Below are 21116 nucleotides of genomic sequence, written 5' to 3' on the forward strand. Positions count from 1 at the left end.
CTCAACGGGTGAGCAGGGCGTCGGCCTCGCGCTGGAGGTCGTCGCGGGATCCGATCTGGGCGGGCGGGACGGAGTCGGGCAGGTGGTCTTCGAGCAGCCTCAGCCGGGGGGTGAACCATCCGCGTACCGCCCAGGCCAGTTGGAGCAGACCGCTGACGGCGACGAGCAGGGCGAGTCCCCGCCCGGGTCCGGTGCCGATCAGCTGCCCCACGGAACCGGCGAGCGCTCCGCCCGGCGCGAGCAGCGGCTTCACGTGGTGCTCGGCGAGCGGCCCGACGATCAGGTAGCCGATCGGCATCGTCAGCATCATCACCGTGATGAAGATCGACAGGACGCGGCCCTGGAGTTCGAAGCCGACCTTGGTCTGCACGAGGGCGATCCAGTGCCCCTCGGCGAGCGATTCGCCGAAGGTCACCAGGAACATGCCGACGATCACGAGGGCGGGCGCGCTGCCGAGGCCCACCACGGACATGGCCAGGCTGCCGACGCCCATGAAGAAGATGAGGCCGTTCGCTCGCCGGGTGGTGCCGCCCCAGAGGCCCATCGTCAGGCTGCCGGCGAGTCCACCGAGGCCGCTGGCGCCCAGGGCGAGGCCGAGGACGGCGGGGCTCTGCTCGATCAGCAGCATCGGCGTGATCACCGCGAAGCCGAGGGTGTAGAAGGCGTGGTCGATGACGAAGAAGCGCAACGCGGCCCGTAGTCCCGGCCGGAGCGTGATGTACCGCCAGCCGGCGGCGACCTCGTCCCGGAACGTCTCCTCACGGCGGCGGAACATCAGGTCCGGGAAGCGGACCGCGAGCAGGGTGAGCACGCCGACGGCGAAGGTGAGCATGTCGATCACGATCACGCCGGAGACGCCGATCAGGCCCACCAGTCCGGCGCCGAGCAGGGGCGCGAAGACCAGCCCGGCGCTGACCCCGAGTTGGGTGAGGCCGTTCGCGTGGCCCAGGTACCGCTTCGGCACGAGTTGGGCCACCGCCGCGAGGTAGGCCGGTCGTTGGAAGGCGCCGGCCAGCGAGGTCACCGACACCGTGAGGTAGACCTGCCAGAGGTGCAGGCCGCCGCCGGCGAAGACGACGACGGCGAGCGCGCCCATGGCCGCCGCGGAGGCGGCGTCGCTGACGAGCATGACGGTGCGGCGGTCCCACCGGTCGGCGACGGCGCCGGCGACCGGCCCGGCGAGGATGCCGGGCAGCAGACCGACCGCGTTGACCATGGCGAAATCGGTGATCGATCCGGTCTGCTGGAACACCCAGATGCTGAGCACGAGCGCGCTGAGTCCACTGCCCACCATGGAGACGAACTGGCCGAGGGCGACCAGCGCGAACCGCGCCAGGCTCGGCCGGGGCGCGCGATCCCGCGTACGGGTGGCCGGCGGCGCGGGATCGACCGCGGCCACCTGCTCCGCCGGTGGCTCGTCCGCGACCGGGTCGGTCGTGCCCCGCTCCGCGAACGACACGAGGGTCCGGGCCAGTGGCTCCGCGTGGCTCTTGACGAAGAAGTGGCCGGCCTTGGGCAGGATCGCCAGGTCCACGTCCTCGGCGAAGTGCCGCCACTCCTGGTGGCGTTCCTGGTAGTGCTCGGTCACCCGGTCCCGGGCCCCGACGACGGCCAGCACCGGGGCCTGCAACGGCTCGACCGGGTGCTGGTACGCCGAGGTGAAGTACTCCTCGGCGTCGCGGGCGTCGTGGCGCACGTTGCGCAGCACGAACGCCTCCTGGGCCGGGTCGTCCACGTCGGTGAAGCCGCCCCGGCCGCGCAGGTAGGCGAGGTACTCGCGGTCGGAGGTGAACCGGTCGGTGGGCACGAGCCGGTAGAACCAGTCGAAGAAGCGGCCGGGGAGCCGGGCCGTGGGGAAGCCGGCGCCGAGCGCCACCCCGACCAGCGGCACGCCGACCTCCTCCATCCGCCGGGCGATCTCGACGGTGACGGCGACGCCGAGGCAGTGCCCGTAGAGCAGGATCGGTCCCTCGATCTCCCGCAGCTCGGCGAGGACGAGGTCCGCCACGGCGGTGGCGGGCAGCAGCTCCTCGTCCGGCCGGGACTGGTCGTGGCCGGGCAGCTCGACCGCCTGCAACGCCCAGTTCGCCGGGAGAGCGGCGGCGAGCGGTTGGTAGGCGACCGCACTGCCCCCGGAGTAGGGCACGGCCACCACCGTGACGCCGCCGGTGGCGAGGTCGGCGTCCGACGGGGTCATCCGGTGCAGCAGCCTGCGGTCCCCGGTGGTGGAGGCGTCCCGCTTTTCGAGGGCCGCCGCGAGGCGGCGGACGGTCGGATGCTGGTAGAGGTCGAGCAGGGCGGGGGCGGGTTCGATGCGCCGGATGACCCGCAGCGCGGCGAACGAGTCGCCGCCGAGGGCGAAGAAGCTGTCGTCGATGCCGATGCCGTCGACGCCGAGCACCTCGGCCCACGCCGTCGCGATCTGTCGCTCCAGCGGGGTACGCGGGGCGGTGCCGGCGACGTCGGTGGCCGCTCCGGACGGTGCCGGCAGCCGGCGTCGGTCGAGCTTCCCGTTGGGCGTCAACGGCAGCGCCGGCAGGTTCAGCAGCCGGGCCGGGACCATGTGGACGGGCAGCGTGGCGGCGAGGGCGTCGCGGACCGCCGTCTCGTCGACTGTCGCGCCGGGGCGGGGCACCACGTAGCCGACGAGCTGGGCGACCCCGGACGGCAGCGGGTGCACGGCGACCGCGCAGGCCACCACGTCCGGCAGGGCGCCGAGGGCCGCCTCGACCTCGCCCAGCTCCACCCGGTAACCGTTGACCTTGACCTGGTCGTCGAGCCGGCCCAGGAAGTCGACGTCGCCGTCGAGGTGGTAGCGGGCGGAGTCCCCGGTGCGGTACATCCGGGCGCCCGGTTCGGGCGCGTACGGGTCGGGCACGAAGCGGTCGGCGGTCAGCTCGGGACGGTCGTGGTAGCCCGGCGCCACGCCCAGGCCGCCGAGGTACAGCTCACCCACGACACCGGGCGGTACCGGCTGGCGGTGCGCGTCGAGCACGTAGACCCGGTTGTTCGGGAACGGCCGGCCGATCGGCAGCGGCGCCTCGTCGGCGAGGTGGTCCACCGGGCCGTCGAAGTACACGTTGTCGACGGTGACCTCGGTGACGCCGTACGCGTTGACGACGCGGTTGTCCGGGCCGACCAGCCGCCGGGCCAGCTCGTACTCCTGCACGTGCCACTTCTCGCCGCCGCCGATGAGCAGCCGGACGAAGTCGAGGCGCTGCCCGGTCCGTTCGACGTGCCCGAGCAGGGTGCGCAGCACCGCCGGGACCAGCTCGGTGCACTGGACCTGCTCGGTGACCATCAGCGCGTACAGGTCGGCCGGGTCGAGGAGGGTCTCCCGCGGCACCACGACCAGCCGGCCGCCCGTGCAGAGGGCGCGCAGGGTCTCCCCCACGAACATGTCGAAGGAGAAGCTGGCCGCCTGCTGGTACGTCCACCCGGCCTCCAGGTGGTAGGCGTGCTGCCACATCGCCACCGCGTGGACCAGGTTGCCGTGGTCGACCACGACGCCCTTGGCCTTGCCGGACGAGCCGGAGGTGTAGATGACGTACGCCGGGTCGTCCGCGCTGGTGACCAGCGGCAGGTCGCCGCGCTCGGCGGGCATGGGGCCGCGCAGGTACTCCTCGTCGACGACGATCGCGGACCGGCTGTCCTGACGCATGTAGTCGAGGCGGTCCGGTGGGTACGCGGGGTCGAGCGGGACGTACGCCCCGCCGGCCTTCAGGACGGCCCACATGGCGACGAAGAGGTCGATGCCCCGGTCCAGGCAGATCGCCACCCGGTCCCCCGGCCGGACGCCCTCGTCGCGCAGTCGCCGGGCCACCTGGTTGGCGCGGCCGTTGAGCTCGCCGTAGCTGATCGTGGTGTCCCGGAAGGTCAGGGCGGGCGCCTCGGGGGTGGCCGCCGCCCGGCGCTCGAAGAGCTGGTGCAGGGCGGTCGCCTCGGGCAGGTCGATAGCGCTGTCGTTCCAGTCGTGCAGGATCCGCCGCTGCTCGTCGGCGGTGAGCAGCGCCAGCCGGCTCACCGGCTGCTCCGGGTCGGTGACGCCGGCGTCGAGCACCGTGAGCAGGTGACCCACGAGGGCTTCGATCCGGGCCGGTGCGAACAGCTCGGTGGCGTAGTCGACGTGCAGCACCGGGCCGTCGGCCGGGAAGTCGAGGCTGACGGAGAGGTCGACCAGGGTCGCGGCCGGGGGAAGCTCGCCGGCGTACCGCACGGCCGCGTCCTCGCCGGGCGGCACGTTGTGCACGGTCAGCACGACCGGGCTGAGCCGGTTCCGGTTGCCGCTGCCGGGCCGGCGCAGGGCGTCGACGAGGTCGGGCAGGGCGAGCTGCTGGTGGTCCAGGTCGGCGAGGACGGCGGACCGGACCCGGTCGAGCAGCTCGGCGAAGGACGGGTCGCCGGACAGGTCGCCGCGCAGCGGGAGGATGTTCAGCAGCGGCCCGACGACGCCCTCCAGCTCGGGGCTGGTCCGGCCGGCCACCGGCGACAGGACGGTGACGTCCGTCCGCCCGGTGTAGCGGGCCAGCACGGCCTGCAGGCCGGCGAGCACCACCATGAAGAGGCTGGCGCGCCGCGAGTGGCCCTGGTCGGTCAACCGTCGCAGCAGGGCGGGGTCGAGCGGACGGCTGACGCGCGCGGAGGCGAAGGAGCGGGCCGCGGGTCGCGGTCGGTCCGCGGGCAGTTCGAGATTCAGGTCGGCGCCGTCGAAGCGGCGGCGCCAGTAGTCCACAAGCTCCGGATCGGCCTTCGCCGCGGCGTGGCGGGCGGCCAGGTCGGGTACGGCCGGCGGCCGGGGCAGGCCGGCGGCGGCGCTGAGGTCCACGCTCTCCGGTCGGCCGACGGCGGCCCGGTAGAGCGCGGCCAGCTCGGTGCCGATGACGCTGCCGGACCAGCCGTCGTAGATCAGGTGATGCACGAGGAGCACGAGTTCGTCGTCCCCGCCGGTGCGGACCAGGACGGCTCGGGCCAGTGGACCGGTGGTGAGGTCGAGCTTCTCGACGGCGCCGCCGGGCCGGGTCTGCTCGACGAGCGGGATCACGGCTTCCGCGTCGACGACCATGCGCGGCTCGTCCTGCTCGTCGGGGAACCGGGCGCGCAGCAGGGGATGACGCCGGGTCAGCTCGCGCAGGCTCCGGGCCAGTGCGGTGAGGTCGGCCCGGCCGTCGAGCCGGAACCGGACGCCCAGCGTGTGCGCGGGCAGGCCGGCGCAGACCTGTTCGGCCACCCAGAAGTCTCGTTGCAGCGGGCTCAGGGGCAGCGGCGTGCCCTGGGGCAGGTCGTCGGTGTCGGGCTCGGCCGGACCGGGGGTCGTGTCGAGCAGCGCGGCGACGGCGGCGAGCGTCGGGGCGGCGTAGAGCCGGCTGAGCGTGAGGTCCACGCCGTGGCGCTGCCGCAGGGCGCCGATCAGCCGTACGGCGGCGAGCGAGTTGCCGCCGAGGGCGACGAAGTCGTCGTCGGGGCGTACCTCGCCGACGCCCAGCAGGGTGCGCCAGAGCGCGGCGATCTCGGCCTGTGCGGGCGTCAACGTGGTGGGCGTCGCCGGCGCCCGCCCGGTCCGCGCCGCCAGCGCCGCTCGATCGATCTTGCCCTGTGGGGTGAGCGGGAACGCGGCGTGCCCCACCAGCGCGGCGGGGATCAGGTAGTGCGGCAGCCGGTCGGCGAGGCTCGCGCGCACCGCCGCGAGGTCGGTGTCGGGCTCGGCCACGACGTGCCCGATCAGCCGCTGCTGCCCGTCGTGCTCCTCGGCCCGAACGACGGCGTCGGTGACGCCCCGGTGCGCCCGCAGCGCGGTCTCGATCTCGCCCGGCTCGACCCGGAAGCCACGGATCTTCACCTGGTCGTCGAGGCGGCCGAGGAAGTCGAGTGCGCCGTCGGCGCGGCGCCGGACCCGGTCGCCGGTGCGGTACTCCAGCCGGCCGTCGGGGCCGGGACGGAACCGGTCGGCGGTCAGCTCGGGCCGGTGGAGGTAACCAGTCGCCACGCCGCACCCACCGATGAGCAGTTCTCCGACGTCGGACTCCGCGCCGGCGGGGTCGACAACCCGGCAGGTCACGCCGGGCAGGGGGTGCCCGATCGGCACGACCTCGCCGCTCCACGCGGTCAGGTCCGCCACCGTGGCGACCACTGTGGTCTCGGTCGGGCCGTAGGTGTTGAGCAGCCGCACGGTGGGGCCGGCGACCCGCTGCCAAGCACCGACCCGGTCCGGTCGGGCGGCCTCGCCACCGATGATCACCAGCCGGAGCGCCGGCGGGAGCGTCGCCTCGCCACGCGCCAGCGCGTCCACCAGTTCGTGCCAGTAGGCGGTGGGCAGGTCGAGCACGGTGATGCCGAGTGCGGCGCAGCGGTCCAGGAACAGGTCCGCCCGGCTGATCATGTCCTCGTCGCGCAGCACGATGGTGGCCCCGGCCACCAGCGGCGGGAAGAGCTCCTCGATGCTGGCGTCGAAGCTCAGCGAGGCGAACTGCAGCACCCGGTCCGCGCTGCTCAGGTCGTAGCGGCCGACGGCGGCGCGGCAGAAGGCGTTCAGGGCCGTCCGCGGCACCAGCACACCCTTGGGCCGTCCGGTCGATCCGGAGGTGAAGATGACGTACGCGGTGTCCGGGTGTTCCCCGCCGCCGTCCGTGGTCGCGGAGATCCCCCGCTCGTCGATCACCGCGCGCGGCCGGGCGTCGTCGATCATCGCCCGGATCCGTTCGGCCGGGTAGGCCGGGTCGAGCGGCACGTAACCCGCTCCGGCGCGGATGGTCGCGAGGATGGCGATGATCGCGCGCCGGCCCCGGGGCAGACGGATGCCGACGAGGTCCCCATTCCCGACACCGGCCGCGGCGAGCTCGGCGGCGAGGGCGTCGACCTGCTCCACCAGTTCCGCGTAGCTGAGTTCGTGCGAATTCTCGACGAGCGCGAGGGCGGCGGGAAGGCGCTGCGCCTGCTCGGCGATCGCCGACCAGACATCACCCAGGCCCTCGTCGTCCCGCACGGTCGGGCGACCGTCGATTGCCTGACTCACGACACTCCCAGCTTCGAGCGATTGGACGCTGAAAGGCTAGATGGAATCGCTCCCGACAGAAGTGAACGATGACCCAACGATGACCCGCACCAACCGCCCCGGAATTTCGGGAAGTTTCATCGATGAATCGCGAACCCGCAGCTCCGCAACGGTCGCCCGGCCGCACGGCCAGCTCACCGGACTTCCCGTGCCGGACATCTGATGAACACTCGCTGTTCATCAGGCGAGCGGGGACGCCGGGCGGACGGGTGCGCATAATCCCGTACGGTCCGGTACCCGCCCGGACCCGCAACTCATCATCGGATCGCGGGTCAGCACCAAGGAGAAGGCATGACTCCGGAGATCGACCAGCAATTCGCGCTACTGCGGGCGGAGTACGGCCGTGATTCGCTCGCCCGGGTGGAGGAAATGCTGGAACCGAAGAGCCTCATCGACCAGCGCCATCCGCTCCAGCGGGCGGCGAAATGGGTCCTGCCGGGCATCCCGCAGATTCCGTGGCACGACCCGTACGCATATCCGGAACTGTTGCCGCTGGTCCGGGAGTTGGAGGCCGAGCACGCACGGATCAAGGCCGAGCTGGAGGGTGCCTGGGCGAGCCGGCGGGATCGGTTCTCGGACTACGAGCACTACCTCGTCCGGCAGCAGAACTGGCAGGCTCTCTACCTCTACCGCGGCGGGGCGCTCGTCGAGGAGTCCGCGGCCCTCGCCCCCACGGCGTACCGGGTGCTGAGGGAGAGCGCTGTCGAACCGGGGATCATCTGTCCCCTGCTGGAGTCACATTTCTCGACGCTGCTGCCGGGGGCGACGATCGCGCCGCACTGCGATCTCTGGAACTTCAGCATCAACCTGCACCTGGCCATCGACATCCCCGACGGCGCGGGCATCCGGGTGGCCGGCGAGACCCGGCACTGGCAGGAGGGACGCTGCCTGCTCTTCGACTACTCCTTCGAGCACGAGGCGTGGAACAAGGGGATCCGGACCCGCACCTGCCTGCTCGTCGACCTCTGGCACCCGGACACCACGGCGCCGGAGCGGGCGGCGCTGACCACGCTGATGACCGAGATCCGCAAGATGATGGGGTGAGATCACCCCTGCTCGCGCCGGGGCACCCGGGCCGACCGCTACCGGTGGGGCGCGGCGCGCAGGTCCTCCTCGATGCGCTCGGCGGTCGCGAGCAGCGGCGGCAGCAGCTCCTTGCGGATCGTCTCCGAGGAGCCGCGGCTGGCGTGGGCCGAGACGTTCACCGCCGCGACCACCGTCCCGTTGTCGCCGTGGATCGGCGCGGCGAGGGAGCGAAGACCCTCCTCCAGCTCCTGGTCGACGATCGCGTACCCCTGCGCGGCGATTTTCTTCAGAACGGTACGCAGCTTCCCCGGGTCGGTGATGGTGCGTCGGGTCAGTGGGCGCAGGTCCGCCTTGGCGAGGTAGTCGTCCAGCCACTCCGCAGGCTGCGCGGCGAGCAGCACCCGCCCCATGGACGTGGCGTAGGCGGGGAACCTCGTACCGACGCTGATCCCCACCGTCATGATCCGCTTGGTGGGGACGCGGGCGACGTAGACCACCTCGCGGCCGTCGAGCACGGAGACCGAGCAGGATTCGTGGACCTGCCCGACCAGTGCCTCCATGTGCGGCTGCGCGACCTCGGGAAGGCTCAGGCCGGACAGGTAGGCGTAGCCGAGTTCGAGGATCCGGGGCCGCAGCGAGAAGAGCCGGCCGTCGGTGTGCACGTACCCCAACTCGACCAGGGTGAGCAGGAACCGCCGCGCGGCGGCCCGGGTCAGCCCGGTCATCCGCGCCACGTCACTCAGGGTGAGCTGCGGGCGTTCGGCGTCGAAGGCCCGGATCACCGCGAGCCCTCGTTCCAGCGACTGGACGAACTCCGGAGATCGTGTCGTCTCCTCGGTCACTGGTCCTCCTGCCGCAGGGCCTCCCGGGCCACCTTGAACGCCCGGTTGGCCGCTGGTACGCCAGCGTAGACGCCGACCTGGAGCAGGACCTCACTGACCTCGTGCGAGGTCAGCCCGTTACGCAGCGCGGCACGCACGTGCATGGCGAGCTCCTCGTCGTGGTGCAGGGTCGCGAGCACGGCGAGCGTGACGCAGCTGCGGGTACGCCGATCGAGACCGGGGCGGGTCCAGATCTCGCCCCAGGCGTACCGGGTGATGAGGTCCTGGAAGTCGGCGGTCAGCTCGTCCGTGCCGGCGATCGCGCGGTCGACGTGCGCGTCGCCGAGCACCTGCCGGCGTACCGTCATGCCTGCCTCGTGCCGCTCGCGGTCGTCCACCGTTCACCACTCCTCGTCGAAGTGCTCCAGCAGCAGCCGGGACACCTGCTCGGGTTGCTCGACGTTGGCCAGGTGTGCCGCCCGTTCCACCACGGCCAGGCGCGCCTGCGGGATCCGCTCGACGATCGCGTGGGCGTGCTCCACCGGAGTGGCCGGATCGTCCGCTCCCGCGATCACCAGGGTCGGTGCCGTGATCGCGCGCAGGTCGTCCCGGAGGTCCATCCTGGCGATCGCCTCGCAACACGCGGCGTAACCGGTGGCGGGTGTCGCGGTCAGCGCGACCCGGTGCCGGGCCACCACCGCGGGGGTGGCCGCGGCGAAGGTCGGGGTGAACCAGCGGGCGACCACCAGCTCGGCGACCGTCCCGACGCCGCCGGCGCGGACCGTCGCCGCCCGGTCCCGCCACCCCTGCGCCGGGCCGAGCGACGCCGAGGTGCAGAGCAGCGCCAGCCGCCGCACCCGATCGGGCGCGTGCGCAGCGAGCCACATGCCGACCATGCCACCGAGGGAGAGTCCCGCGTAGTGGACGTCCGGCACGTCGAGGTCGTCGAGGAGTCGCAGCACCTCACGGCCGAGCATCTCCACCGTGTACGGCCCGTCCGGCACCGCCGAGCGACCGTGGCCGAGGTGGTCGTAGCGGAGGACCCGGAACCGTTCGGCGAGCCCGGGAACCTGCGGCGCCCACATGGCGCCGGTGGTGCCGAGCGAGCCGCCGAGCAGCAGCGCGGGCGCGTCGGGCGCCCCGTCCACCGTGACGTAGAGGCGACTTCTCACGGCTGCGTCCTCCGGTGGGCGGCGAGGGCCCGGTCGACGAACCGGTCGGCCGACCCGAGCCAGCCGTACGGGTCGAGGGCCTCGTCGATCTCCTGCTCGCCGAGGTGGGCGCGTACCTCGGGGTCGGCGAGCAGTGCGGCCCTCAACGGCGGGCGGGACGCGGCGCGGCTGACGAGGTCGTGCGCCGCGCCGCGACCGAGCAGCGGTGCCAGGCGCGCGGCGACGGCCTCGGCCAGCAGCAGCCCGCCGGTCGCGTCGAGGTTGGCCCGCATCCGCTGCGGGCGCACCTGCAGCCCGCTCAGCATGCGGGCGCACCGGGCGGCGGCGCCACCGGCCACGTGCAGCAGGTCGAGCAGCGGCTCCCACTCGGCGTGCCAGGCGCCGGCCGCCCGCTCGTGCTCCTGGACGGCGGCGGTGAAGAGGGTCGCGACCAGGCCCGCGCCGCGCCGCGCCGCGGCGGTGACGAGGACCGAGTCGACGGGGTTGCGCTTGTGCGGCAGAGCCGACGAGCCGCCCCGCCCGGCGCCGCCCTCCGCCACCTCACCGATCTCGGTCTGGGCGAGCAGACCGACGTCCACCGCAGCCTTGCCGGTGGCCGCGAGCAGGCCACCGAGGGCGGCGGCCAGGTCGAGCAGGGGCTGGCGGCGGGTGTGCCAGGGCAACGGGCTCGCGGCGAGACCGAGACGCTCCGCGTACCGTTCGGTCACCGCCGGGCCGGTGGGCCCCAACGCGGCCAGCGTGCCGACCGCGCCACCGAGTTGCGCGGGCAGGACCGCCCGCGCGCGAACCAGCCGGGCCCGCGCCTCGACCAGGCCGACCAGCCAGCCGGCGGCCTTGAGTCCGAACGTGGTGGGCGCCGCCTGCTGCCCGAGCGTCCGGGCGGCGAGCACGGTGCGGCGGTGGGTGTCGGCGAGCCGGGCCGCGGCGTCGGCGGCGATGTCGAGGTGGCGCAGCAGCGGCTCGATCGCCCGCACCGTCACCAGGACCAGCGCGGTGTCCAGGACGTCCTGGCTGGTCGCGCCGACGTGCACCCAGGCCCGGGCGTGCTCCGGCACGGCGGCGGTCAGCTCGCGGACCAGCGGCACCACCGGGTTGCCCGAGGCGTCGGCGGCCCGGCCCAGTGAGACCGGGTCGTACCGCTCGGCGCGGCAGTGGGCGGCGATCGCCTCGGCGGCCGACGCGGGCAGCACGCCGCAGTCGGCGGCGGCCCGGGCGAGCGCGGCCTCGGCGTCCAGCATGGCCTGCAGCAGCGAGTGGTCGGCGAGCTCGGCGTCCACGTCCGGGACGCCGGAGAGCCCGCCGAGCAGACCGTCAGACGGCGAAGAAGACGGTCTCATGCTCGCCCTGCAGGTGGATGTCGAACCGGAATCCGTCCGGCGCGGCGACCGCGACCAGCGTGGCGCGCCGCTCGGCGTCGAGGCCGCACAGCACCGGGTCGGCGGCGTTCGCCGGGTCGTGTGGGAAGTAGAGCCGGGTGACGAGGCGGTGCAGGAGTCCGCGGGCGAAGACGGAGAGGGTCAGGTGTGGCGCCTCGGTGCCGCCGTCCGGGTCGGGCAGCGGACCCGGCTTGACCGTCAGCAGCGCGTACCTTCCCTGCGCGTCGGTCTCGCTGCGCCCGAAGCCGCGGAACCCCGGTACGGAGGACGGCCGGGCGCCACGCGGGTCGTCGGGGTGGTCGAAGCGACCGTCCGGGTCGGCCTGCCAGCTCTCCACCAGCGCGTCGACCACCGGCGCGCCGGTGCCGTCGAAGAGTTGACCGCGGATCCAGAACGCCCCCGTGGTGCCGTCGGGCACGACGTACGGACCGTCGGGCCAGCGCAGGCCGAGGTGCAGGAACGGTCCGACCGTCTGCGCGGGCGTGGCGCCGAGCCGCTCACTCATCGTCGTCCTCGTCCTCGAAGGGGGTGCTCTCCCGGCCGCGCAGCACGATGTCGAACTCGTACGCCAGCGCCCACTCGGGCACCGTCGTGGCGTGGTCGTACCGGGCGATCATCCGCTCTCGGACCTTCGGGTCGCGGACCGAGTTGAAGATCGGGTCCTGGAAGAAGAGCGGGTCGCCCGGGAAGTACATCTGGGTCACCAGTCGCTGGGTGAACGCGCGGCCGAAGAGGGAGAAGTGGATGTGGGCCGGCCGCCAGGCGTTGTCGTGGTTGCGCCACGGGTACGCGCCGGGTTGCACGGTGACGAAGCGGTAGCGGCCCCGGTCGTCGGTGAGCGCCCGCCCCACCCCGTCGAAGTGGGGGTCCAGCGGCGCCGACCAGTTGTCCACCGCGTGGCGGTAGCGCCCGGCCGCGTTCGTCTGCCAGATCTCGACGAGCGTGTGTGGCACCGGTCGGCCGTCGCCGTCGAGGATCCGGCCGTGCACGATGATCCGCTGCCCCTGCGGCTCGCCGTCGTGCTGCCGGGTGAGGTCGTGGTCGAGTTCGCCGAGCCGTCCCTCGCCGAGCAGCGGGCCGGTGATCTCGGTCAGCCGCTGGGGCAGGTAGGTCAGCGGCCGCTGCGGCGCGCGCTGGACCGTCGACTTGTAGCCGGGGCTGAGCAGGGGCGGATGGGCGTCGACGTCATCGCGCCGGTACCGCGGCAGGACCAGGCCGTTGCCGGTCTGGTCGACGGTCTCCTGGGTCATGCTCCTCCTCGCTTCTCCCGCTTGGTCGCCTCCAGGGCCCGCAGCACCGTGAGTTCGTGCGCGGTCGGCGGGTCGCCGGTGGTCAACCGCTCGGCGACGGCGAGGTCCCAACCGGTGGCCGCCCGTACCTGGTCCGTGGTGACGCCGGGGTGCAGACGGGTCAGGGTCAGCTCGCAGCTGACCGGGTCGGGTTCGAGTACGCCGAGGTCGGTGATGACGACGCGGGGGCCGCCGCCGCGCAGCCCGAGCCGCTCTCGGTCGCCGGGGCCCGCACCGTATCCGACGGAGGTGACGAAGTCGACGCGCTCGGTGAACGTGCGCAGGTTCTGCCGGACGATCACGACGACCTCGCCGCAGGAGGCGGCGATCTCGGGGGCGCCGCCGGCACCGGGCAGGCGGACCCTCGGGTCGTCGTACTCGCCGCCGACGACAGTGGTGTTGATGTTTCCGTACCGGTCGAGCTGGGCGGCGCCGAGGAATCCGACGTGGATCCGGCCCGGCTGCAGCCAGTAGTTGAACACCTCGGGCACGGACACCACGGCGTCGGCGGTGTCGGCGAGGACACCGTCGCCGATGGAGAGCGGGAGCCGGTCGGGCTTCGCGCCGAGGCAGCCGGATTCGTAGACGAGCACGAGGTTCGGGGCGTGGGTGGCCCGGGCGAGGTTCGCCGCGGTGCTGGGCAACCCGATCCCGACGAAGCACGCCGTGCCGTCGCGCAGTTGCCGGGCGGCGGCGACGGTCATCATCTCGTCGGCGGTGTAGTCCGGGCTCACGCCTGCACCTCGACCTTCAGCACGTGCCCTTCGATCCAGTCGCGGAAGGTGTCGCGGTCCCGGCTGATCGCGTCCCACTCGACGTAGAAGTCGTTGTCGCGCACCGAGTAGCCCTGCGCGTAGGAGGGGTGTGCCCCGCCGGGGACCTCGGCGACCGCGGTGACGGCCCAGCCGGGCAGCACGACCTGACCGGGCACGGGTTCGAGCTCGTCGACGACCTCCTCGACGGTGACCAGCGATCGCCGCGCGGCGAGCACGGCCTCCTTCTGGACGCCCGCGATGCCCCACATCTGCACGTTCCCGGCCCGGTCGGCGCGTTGGGCGTGCACCACTGTCACGTCGGGGCGCAAGGCGGGGACGGCGGTGAGGGTCTCCCCGGTGAAGGGGCAGGTGATGGTCCGGATGTTGTCGGTGTGCCGGGGCAGGTCGGTGCCGGTGTAGCCGCGCAGCACGGCGAACGGCAGCCCGGAGGCCCCGGCGACGTAACGGTTCGCCATGCCCGCGTGGCTGTGCTCCTCGAGTTCGAGCGGTCCCGGCCAGGAGTTCTGCACCGCGTCGCGGAAGCGGTGCAGGGATCCGACTCCCGGATTGCCGCCCCAGGAGAAGATCAGCCGGCGGGCGCAGCCGGCGCCGATGAGCTGGTCGTAGATGACGTCGGGTGTCATCCGTACCAGGGTCAGCTCCCGCCGTCCCTGACGGATGATCTCGTGACCGGCGGCGAACGGGATGAGGTGCGTGAACCCTTCCAGGGCCACCACGTCACCGTCACGGACCAGGTCCGCCACGCCGTCCGAGAGCGAGACGAGCTTCGCCATGGCCTCCCCGCCTTCTGCGAGCTTCCTCGATTACAACTGTTCGCTATGCGGACTGCCGTACTGAATCCGAACGTAATCCCCGTCGGTGGGATCCGTCAACGAGGCCGCGGCGCGCGGGATCCCGGCGTCCGGACCGGCGTAGAAATGTTGCGGCGACCCGTTGACGTGAGTCAGGTCACGTGCCAACGTTCTAAATGAGAACAGCCGTTCGGTAAGCGAACACCCCCCGGGGGCCTCTCCGGATCGGACGCCCACCACCCCCCGGTCCCCGCGCGGGACCGCCGGACGCGGGAGTACCTGCATGCGCCGTCTCGTCATCAGCGCCATAACCGCCGCAGCGCTACTCACGGCCACCGCCGCCTGCGGCTCCTCCGACGACGCCGGTGGTTCCGGTGGGCAGGCCGGAGGCACCACCAAGGTCAAGGTCGGTGCGATCCCGATCGTGGACGTGGCACCCCTGCACCTCGGCATCCAGAAAGGCTTCTTCACCGAGCAGGGCATCGACGTCGAGGTCGTCAACACCACCGGCGGCGCGGCAGCCGTGCCGGGCGTGGTCAGCGGCGAGTTCGACTTCGCCTTCGGCAACCTGGTCTCGCTCATCGTCGCGCGCGCCGAGAATCTGCCGCTGAAGGTGCTCGCCGAGGGAAACTCCTCGACGGGCCAGCAGGGCAAGGACTTCGGCGGCATCGTCGTGCCGAAGGACAGCCCGATCACCAGCGCCGCCCAGCTCGCCGGCAAGACCGTGGCCGTGAACAACCTCAAGAACATCGGCGACACCACGGTGCGTGCCTCCGTCCGCCAGGCCGGCGGTGACCCGGCCGCCGTCAAGTTCGTCGAGCTGCCCTTCCCGGACATGCCGGCGGCGCTCGACGGCAAGCGGGTCGACGCGGCCTGGATCGTCGAGCCCTTCTTCACCGTCGCGCAGAACCAGGGCGCCAAGGTGATCGCGTCGAACTTCGTCGACACCGCGCCGAACCTGACCATCGCCGCCTACTTCACCAGCGAGAAGCTGCTCCAGCAGAAGGGCGATCTCGCGAAACGCTTCACCGCAGCGATCGAGAAGTCCCTGGCCTACGCGCAGCAGCACCCGGACGAGGCCCGAGCCGTGCTGCCGAGCTACGCGAAGATCGACCCGACGGTCGCCGAGAAGATGACGCTGCCCGCCTGGACCGGTCAGATCAACCGGGCGTCGGTGCAGACTCTCGCCGACCTGATGCTCACCGACGGTCTGGTCAAGGAGAAGGTCGACCTCGGAGAACTGCTCCCGTGACGACACCGTCCACGCTCGCCGCACCGGCCCGGCAGTCCCGGGCCGGTCGGCGGGCCGGCGGGAACCTCCTGCTCGGCGGGCTCGGCTTCGCGACCTTCCTCCTGCTCATGGAGGCCGTGCCGCGCGCCGGCATCGTCTCGCAGGAGTACCTGCCGCCGCTGAGCCGGATCACCGGCGCCCTGGCGGAGCTGGCGACCGAGGCGGCCTTCTGGACGGCGCTCGGCGACACCGTGCGGGGCTGGTTCCTCGGCCTCGCCATCGCGGTCACCCTCGGCGTCGCCGTCGGGTTCGTCGTCGGCACGGTCCCCGTGCTCCGCGAGTTCACCGCCTCGACCATCGAGTTCCTCCGCCCCATCCCGTCGGTCGCGCTCATCCCGCTGGCGGTCCTGGTATTCGGCACCGACCTGCGGTCCGTGCTGCTGCTGGTCGGGTACGCGGCGTTCTGGCAGGTCCTGGTCCAGGTGCTCTACGGCGTGCAGGACGTCGACCCCGTCGCCGCCGAGACCGCACGCACCTTCGGGCTGGGCCGCTGGGCCCGAATCCGCTACGTCACCTGGCCCACCGCGCTCCCCTACGTCCTCACCGGGGTCCGCCTCGCCGCCGCCGTGGCCCTGATCCTCGCCATCACCGCCGAACTCGTCATCGGCGCGCCCGGCCTGGGCAACGAGATCGGCGTGGCGCAGTCCGGCGGCGCCGTCGCCCGGATGTACGCGCTGGTCGTCGTGACCGGGCTGCTCGGCGTCGCGGTCAACGCGCTGGCCCGGCGGCTGGAACGGTGGCTGCTCTCCTGGCACCCGTCGCTGCGACGCGAGGCGGCGGCATGAGGCTCGCCGGCCGGATCGTCCGCACCCTCGTGGCGGCCCTCGCGCTGCCCACCGTTCTGCTCGCTCTCTGGTGGGTGCTCACCGCCGACAGCGAGAGCTACTACCTGCCACCACTGTCGGAGATCCTCGCCGACGTCGACGACGTGTGGCTGCGCTCCGACCGGTTGAGCGTCGACGTCGCGCCGAGCCTGCTGCGCCTGACCGGCGGTTTCCTCCTGGCCGTGCTGCTGGGCGTCGCACTCGGCGTCGCGATCGGATCGTCCCGCCGGCTGCGCGCGTTCTGCGAGCCGGTGCTGGAGTTCCTGCGGGCGATCCCGCCACCGGTGCTGGTGCCGGTGCTGATGCTCTTCGCCGGTATCGGCGACGCCATGAAGGTGCTGGTGATCGTCTCCGGCTGCCTCTGGCCGATTCTGCTCAACACCGTCGAGGGGGTGCGTGCCGTGGACGAGGTACTGGTGGAGACGTCGCGCTGCTACGGCGTACGCGGCCCGGCCCGGCTCTGGCACCTGGTCGTCCGGTCGGCGAGCCCGCAGATCGTCACCGGCATGCGGCAGGGCCTGTCGATCGGGATCATCCTCATGGTCATCAGCGAGATGTTCGCCGCCAGCAACGGGCTCGGGTTCAGCATCATCCAGTTCCAGCGGACCTTCGCCGTCACCGAGATGTGGACCGGCATCCTGCTGCTCGGCCTGCTCGGGTTCCTGCTCGCCACCCTCATGCGGCTGTTCGAGCGACACGTCCTCAACTGGTATTTCGGCCTGCGCCAGGCCCAGCGAGGTGGGAGTCGATGAGTGCCATGAGCCAGACCCGGACCGAGGCCGGTACCCGGACCGAGGCGCTGCTCGACGTCCGTGCCGTGCGCAAGGTGTACGAGGGACAGGGCCGCTCGGTGGAGGCCGTACGCGACCTGACCTTCTCCGTCGCCAGGGGTGACCTCGTCTGCGTGGTCGGCCCCTCCGGCGCCGGCAAGACCACGCTGCTCAAGTGCATCGCCGGCCTGCTGGCGCCGACCGCCGGCGAGGTGGTCCTCGACGGCGAGCCGGTCGACGGTCCCCCGCCGGGCATGGCGGTGGTGTTCCAGGAGTACGGCCGCAGCCTCTTCCCCTGGATGACGGTGCGGAAGAACGTCGAGCTGCCGCTGAAGCAGAAGAAGCTGCCGAAGGCGCGGCGGGCGGAGCTGGTCCACCAGGCGCTGAGCGCCGTCGGCCTCGACGACGTGCACGGCGCGTACCCGTGGCAGCTCTCCGGCGGAATGCAGCAACGGGTCGCCATCGCCCGGGCCATCGCCTACGAGCCGCACATCCTGCTGATGGACGAGCCGTTCGCCGCCGTGGACGCGCAGACCCGGGCGGACCTGGAGGACCTCGTGCGGTCGCTGTGGCAGCGGCTCGGCGTCACCACGCTCTTCGTCACCCACGACATCGACGAGGCGGTCTACCTGGGCCAGCGCGTGCTGGTGCTCTCCTCGTCGCCGACAGTGGTGCTCGACGACGTGACCATCGACCTGCCGGCGCAGCGGGATCAGCTCACCACCCGCGCGTCGACCCGCTTCACCGAGCTGCGCGGGCACGTGTTCGCGCAGATCCAGCGGGCGAAGAGACACAGCGGGGCGTCGGTGGCCGGATGACCAGCGTCCGCGAGGCCACCCTCGACGTCCTGCGACAGTGCGGGATGCACCGCGTCTTCGCCAACCCGGGCTCCACCGAGGTGGCCTTCCTCGCCGACCTGCCGGACGACCTGGAGTTCGTCCTCGCCCTGCACGAGGGCTCGGTGGTCGGCATGGCCACCGGCCACGCGATCGCGACCGGCCGGCCGGCCTTCGTCAACCTGCACACCACCGCCGGACTCGGCAACGCCGTCGGCGCCCTCGCCACCGCGCGGGTCAACCGGGCTCCCCTGGTCGTGGTGGTCGGTCAGCAGGACCGCCGTCACCTGGCGCTGGAGCCGTTCCTCGCCGGTCGCCTCGACGGGCTCGCCGGGCCGTACCCGGTCTGGGTGAACCAGCCGGTCCTGCCGCAGGACGTGCCCGCGGCGGTGCGGCGGGCGTGGCACGAGGCGAACCGGCATCGTGGCCCGGCGATCGTGGTGGTGCCGATGGACGACTGGTCGGCGCGGGTCGACCCGGCGCTGGGGCTCGCCGCACCGGCGACCGTCCGCAGCGCCGGGTCGGCTCCCGGTTCCGTCGCCGTCGAGCTGGCCGGCCTGCTCGACGGCGCCACGAACCCGGTCATCGTGGTCGGGTCGGGAGCCGACGACCGGCAGACGTGGGACGCGCTGGTCACCTTGGCGGAGCGGCTCGGCGCGCCGGTCTGGCAGGAGGCGTTCGGCGCCCGCGCCGGCTTCCCTCAGGACCACCCCCACTTCGTGGGACACCTGCCGGCCGGTCGTGCCCGGCTGCGGTCCGTGCTGGCCGGCCACGACGTCGCACTCGTGGTGGGCACCGGCGCGTTCCGGCAGTACCCGTACGAGCCCGGCCCGCTGGTGCCGGCCGGGCTCACCGTCGTGGTGGTCTCCGACGACCCGGACGAACTGCACCACAGCAGCGCCGGCCTCGCCGTGCTCGCCGATCCGGCGACGCTCTGCGCCGCCGTGGCCGGTCAGGTGGCGCAGCGCCCGGTCACGCCGCCGGCGACGCGCGCCCCGGCGGTCGAACCACCGGCCGCCGGTGAGCCGATGCGGGCCGCACACGTCTTCGCCGCGCTCGCCGAACGGCTGCCCCGGGACGTCGTACTGGTCGAGGAGACCCCGTCGACCCGGCCGGACCTGCACCGGCTGCTGCCCGCCCGCGAACCCCGCGGGTTCGTCAGCGCGGCCATGGGCGGCCTCGGTTTCGGGCTGCCCGCCGCGGCCGGGCTGCGGATGGGCGACCCGACCCGGCCGGTCGTCGCCGTACTCGGCGACGGGTCGTCCCTCTACGGCATCCAGGGCCTGTGGAGCGCCGCGCGGTACGGCTGCGGAGTGCTCTTCGTCGTTCTCTCCAACGGCCGCTACGCCGTCATGGACCGGCTCGCCGACCGGGTCGGCGGCAAGGCACCCTGGCCCGCCTTCGAGGACGTGTCGGTCCACGGACTGGCCCGCGCCCTGGGCTGCCCCGCCCGCCGGGTGACCGATCTTCCGGAGCTCGTCGCGATCCTCGACGAGGTCGTCCCCACCCTCGCCGGGCGGACCGAGCCGCTCCTGCTGGACGTGCCGGTCCGCGCCGAACCGCACTTCGAACCCTGACCCCTCCGGCGCCCCCGCGCCGCACGCCTCACGGGAGGACCACCATGACACTGCTGCACGCGGCAACGTGGCAGGGCACGCTCTACAGCAGCGGTTGGACGGAGGCGACCGGCGGCACGGGGGCCGTGCGGTCGCCCGCGACCGGTGAGGAGATCGGGCGGGTCGGCGTGGCGAACGCCGACGACGTCGCGAGGGCGTGCGGGCGGGCCGCCGAGGCGCAACGCGCCTGGGCCGCCACCAGCTATCCGGAGCGCGCCGCAGTGCTGCGCCGGGCCGGGCAGCTCTTCGCGCAGCACGCGGCGGAGATCGGCGACTGGCTCGTCCGGGAGGCGGGTTCCATCCCACCCAAGGCCGCCGTGGAGACCGACACCGCGGCGCAGGAGTGCTACGAGGCGGCGGCGCTCACCTCGCACCCGCTCGGCGAGATCGTCCCGAGCGCGCAGCCGCGGCTCAGCCTGGCCCGACGGCTGCCGGTCGGCGTCGTCGGCGTGATCGCGCCGTTCAACTTCCCGCTCGTCCTGGCGATCCGTTCGGTCGCGCCCGCGCTGGCCCTCGGTAACGCGGTGGTGCTCAAGCCGGACGCCCGCACCGCCGTCTCCGGCGGCGTCTCGATCGCCCGGGTCTTCGAGGAGGCGGGCCTGCCCGAGGGGCTGCTGCACGTCCTGCCCGGCGGCGTCGACGCCGGCGCGGCGCTGGTGGCGGACCCGCACGTACGGGTGATCAGCTTCACCGGCTCCACCGCCGCCGGTCGCCGGGTCGGCGAGGCCGCCGCCCGGCACCTGAAGCGGGCGCACCTGGAGCTCGGCGGCAACTCGGCGCTGATCGTGCTCGACGACGCCGACCTGGAACTCGCCGCCTCCGCCGGGGCCTGGGGGTCCTTCCTGCACCAGGGGCAGATCTGCATGACCACCGGCCGACACCTGGTGCACGAGAGCCTGGCCGAGCGGTACGTGCAGCGGCTGGCCGAGAAGGCGGACCACCTGCCGGTCGGGGACCCGGCGAAGGAGCAGGTGGCGCTCGGACCGATCATCGACGAACACCAGCGCGACAAGATCCAGTCACTGGTCACGGCGAGCGTCGACGCGGGCGCGCGGCTCGCCGCCGGCGGCACCTACGACGGGCTCTTCTACCGCCCGACCGTCCTCGCCGACGTCACCCCCACCACCCCGGCGTACGCCCAGGAGGTCTTCGGTCCGGTCGCTCCGGTGCTCGCCTTCTCCGACCTCGACGAGGCCGCCGCGCTGGCCGGGCGGACCGAGTACGGGCTGTCGCTCGGCATCCTCAGCCGCGACGTGATGAAGGCGATGGCGCTGGCCGAGCGGATCCCCAGCGGGATCGTGCACATCAACGACCAGACGGTGAGCGACGAGGCGGTGGCGCCGTTCGGCGGCGTCGGAGCCTCCGGCACCGGCTCCCGGTTCGGCGGGCCCGCCGCCAACGTCGAGGCGTTCACCGAGACACAGTGGCTCACGGTGCGGGGCGACATCAGCCGGTACCCGTTCTGACGCCGGACGAAGAG

At 73.0% G+C, this 21116-nt stretch carries 16 protein-coding genes; 7 read left to right on the plus strand and 9 right to left on the minus strand.

Translation table 11 applies throughout. From position 1 onward, the window contains the following. Position 1 precedes the first annotated feature (1 nt). Entirely contained in the window at positions 2-7009 is a 7008-nt protein-coding gene (locus E1211_RS00235; RefSeq protein WP_207915109.1) for a non-ribosomal peptide synthetase/MFS transporter, read from the minus strand. Between the two features lie 330 nt (positions 7010-7339). Between E1211_RS00235 and E1211_RS00240 the strand changes: the two genes are divergently transcribed. After that, a complete protein-coding gene (locus tag E1211_RS00240; RefSeq protein WP_132344071.1) occupies positions 7340-8092 on the plus strand; it encodes an aspartyl/asparaginyl beta-hydroxylase domain-containing protein in 753 nt (250 codons plus the stop codon). Between the two features lie 38 nt (positions 8093-8130). Here E1211_RS00240 and E1211_RS00245 read toward each other — a convergent pair whose 3' ends face one another. Genes E1211_RS00245 through E1211_RS00280 form a run of 8 tightly spaced genes read right to left on the minus strand, consistent with a single transcriptional unit; the run spans position 8131 to position 14281 of the window. Beyond that, positions 8131-8916: an IclR family transcriptional regulator gene (locus tag E1211_RS00245; protein WP_132344073.1), complete on the minus strand. Its 786-nt coding sequence runs from the start codon at positions 8914-8916 to the stop codon at positions 8131-8133. Next, on the minus strand, positions 8913-9293 hold the full coding sequence (pcaC, locus tag E1211_RS00250; RefSeq protein WP_132344075.1) for a 4-carboxymuconolactone decarboxylase: 381 nt from the start codon (positions 9291-9293) through the stop codon (positions 8913-8915). Before pcaC ends, E1211_RS00245 begins: the two co-directional genes overlap by 4 nt. 3 nt (positions 9294-9296) lie before the next feature. Next, entirely contained in the window at positions 9297-10067 is a 771-nt protein-coding gene (gene pcaD, locus E1211_RS00255) for a 3-oxoadipate enol-lactonase (RefSeq protein ID WP_132344077.1), read from the minus strand. Then, the gene (gene pcaB / locus E1211_RS00260; RefSeq protein ID WP_132344079.1) at positions 10064-11404 is read right to left on the minus strand and encodes a 3-carboxy-cis,cis-muconate cycloisomerase; all 1341 of its coding nucleotides are present in this window, start codon (positions 11402-11404) and stop codon (positions 10064-10066) included. The genes pcaD and pcaB overlap by 4 nt, the downstream gene beginning before the upstream one ends. Then, complete coding sequence (pcaG, locus tag E1211_RS00265; protein ID WP_132344081.1) at positions 11379-11948, minus strand: protocatechuate 3,4-dioxygenase subunit alpha; 570 nt, start codon at positions 11946-11948, stop codon at positions 11379-11381. Before pcaG ends, pcaB begins: the two co-directional genes overlap by 26 nt. Further along, on the minus strand, positions 11941-12693 hold the full coding sequence (gene pcaH, locus E1211_RS00270; protein ID WP_132344083.1) for a protocatechuate 3,4-dioxygenase subunit beta: 753 nt from the start codon (positions 12691-12693) through the stop codon (positions 11941-11943). Before pcaH ends, pcaG begins: the two co-directional genes overlap by 8 nt. Next, positions 12690-13439 carry a CoA-transferase subunit beta gene (locus tag E1211_RS00275; RefSeq protein ID WP_132344299.1) on the minus strand — a complete coding sequence of 250 codons (750 nt, stop codon included), beginning with the start codon at positions 13437-13439 and terminating at the stop codon, positions 12690-12692. Before E1211_RS00275 ends, pcaH begins: the two co-directional genes overlap by 4 nt. Before the next feature lie 23 nt (positions 13440-13462). After that, positions 13463-14281, minus strand: a complete 819-nt coding sequence (locus E1211_RS00280) for a CoA transferase subunit A (RefSeq protein ID WP_132344085.1) — start codon at positions 14279-14281, stop codon at positions 13463-13465. 301 nt (positions 14282-14582) lie between these two features. On the opposite strand from E1211_RS00280, the gene E1211_RS00285 reads away from it, so the two are divergent. From E1211_RS00285 to E1211_RS00310, 6 genes are read left to right on the plus strand one after another with little or no spacing between them, the layout of a single operon-like run. Beyond that, on the plus strand, positions 14583-15551 hold the full coding sequence (locus tag E1211_RS00285) for an ABC transporter substrate-binding protein (RefSeq protein ID WP_132344087.1): 969 nt from the start codon (positions 14583-14585) through the stop codon (positions 15549-15551). Continuing rightward, a complete protein-coding gene (locus tag E1211_RS00290; RefSeq protein ID WP_243709240.1) occupies positions 15548-16375 on the plus strand; it encodes an ABC transporter permease in 828 nt (275 codons plus the stop codon). The genes E1211_RS00285 and E1211_RS00290 overlap by 4 nt, the downstream gene beginning before the upstream one ends. After that, positions 16372-17166 (plus strand): ABC transporter permease, encoded by a 795-nt coding sequence (locus E1211_RS00295; RefSeq protein ID WP_132344089.1) that lies wholly within the window; start codon positions 16372-16374, stop codon positions 17164-17166. The genes E1211_RS00290 and E1211_RS00295 overlap by 4 nt, the downstream gene beginning before the upstream one ends. Next, complete coding sequence (locus tag E1211_RS00300) at positions 17163-18002, plus strand: ABC transporter ATP-binding protein (protein WP_243709241.1); 840 nt, start codon at positions 17163-17165, stop codon at positions 18000-18002. Before E1211_RS00295 ends, E1211_RS00300 begins: the two co-directional genes overlap by 4 nt. Next, positions 17999-19597, plus strand: coding sequence for a thiamine pyrophosphate-binding protein (locus tag E1211_RS00305; protein ID WP_132344091.1), 1599 nt, complete (start codon positions 17999-18001; stop codon positions 19595-19597). The genes E1211_RS00300 and E1211_RS00305 overlap by 4 nt, the downstream gene beginning before the upstream one ends. A gap of 44 nt (positions 19598-19641) precedes the next feature. Then, positions 19642-21102 carry a benzaldehyde dehydrogenase gene (locus E1211_RS00310; RefSeq protein WP_132344093.1) on the plus strand — a complete coding sequence of 487 codons (1461 nt, stop codon included), beginning with the start codon at positions 19642-19644 and terminating at the stop codon, positions 21100-21102. The last annotated feature ends 14 nt before the right edge of the window (positions 21103-21116 follow it).

Origin of the sequence: Micromonospora sp. 15K316 (assembly GCF_004348525.1) — a bacterium.
GTDB lineage: Bacteria > Actinomycetota > Actinomycetes > Mycobacteriales > Micromonosporaceae > Micromonospora.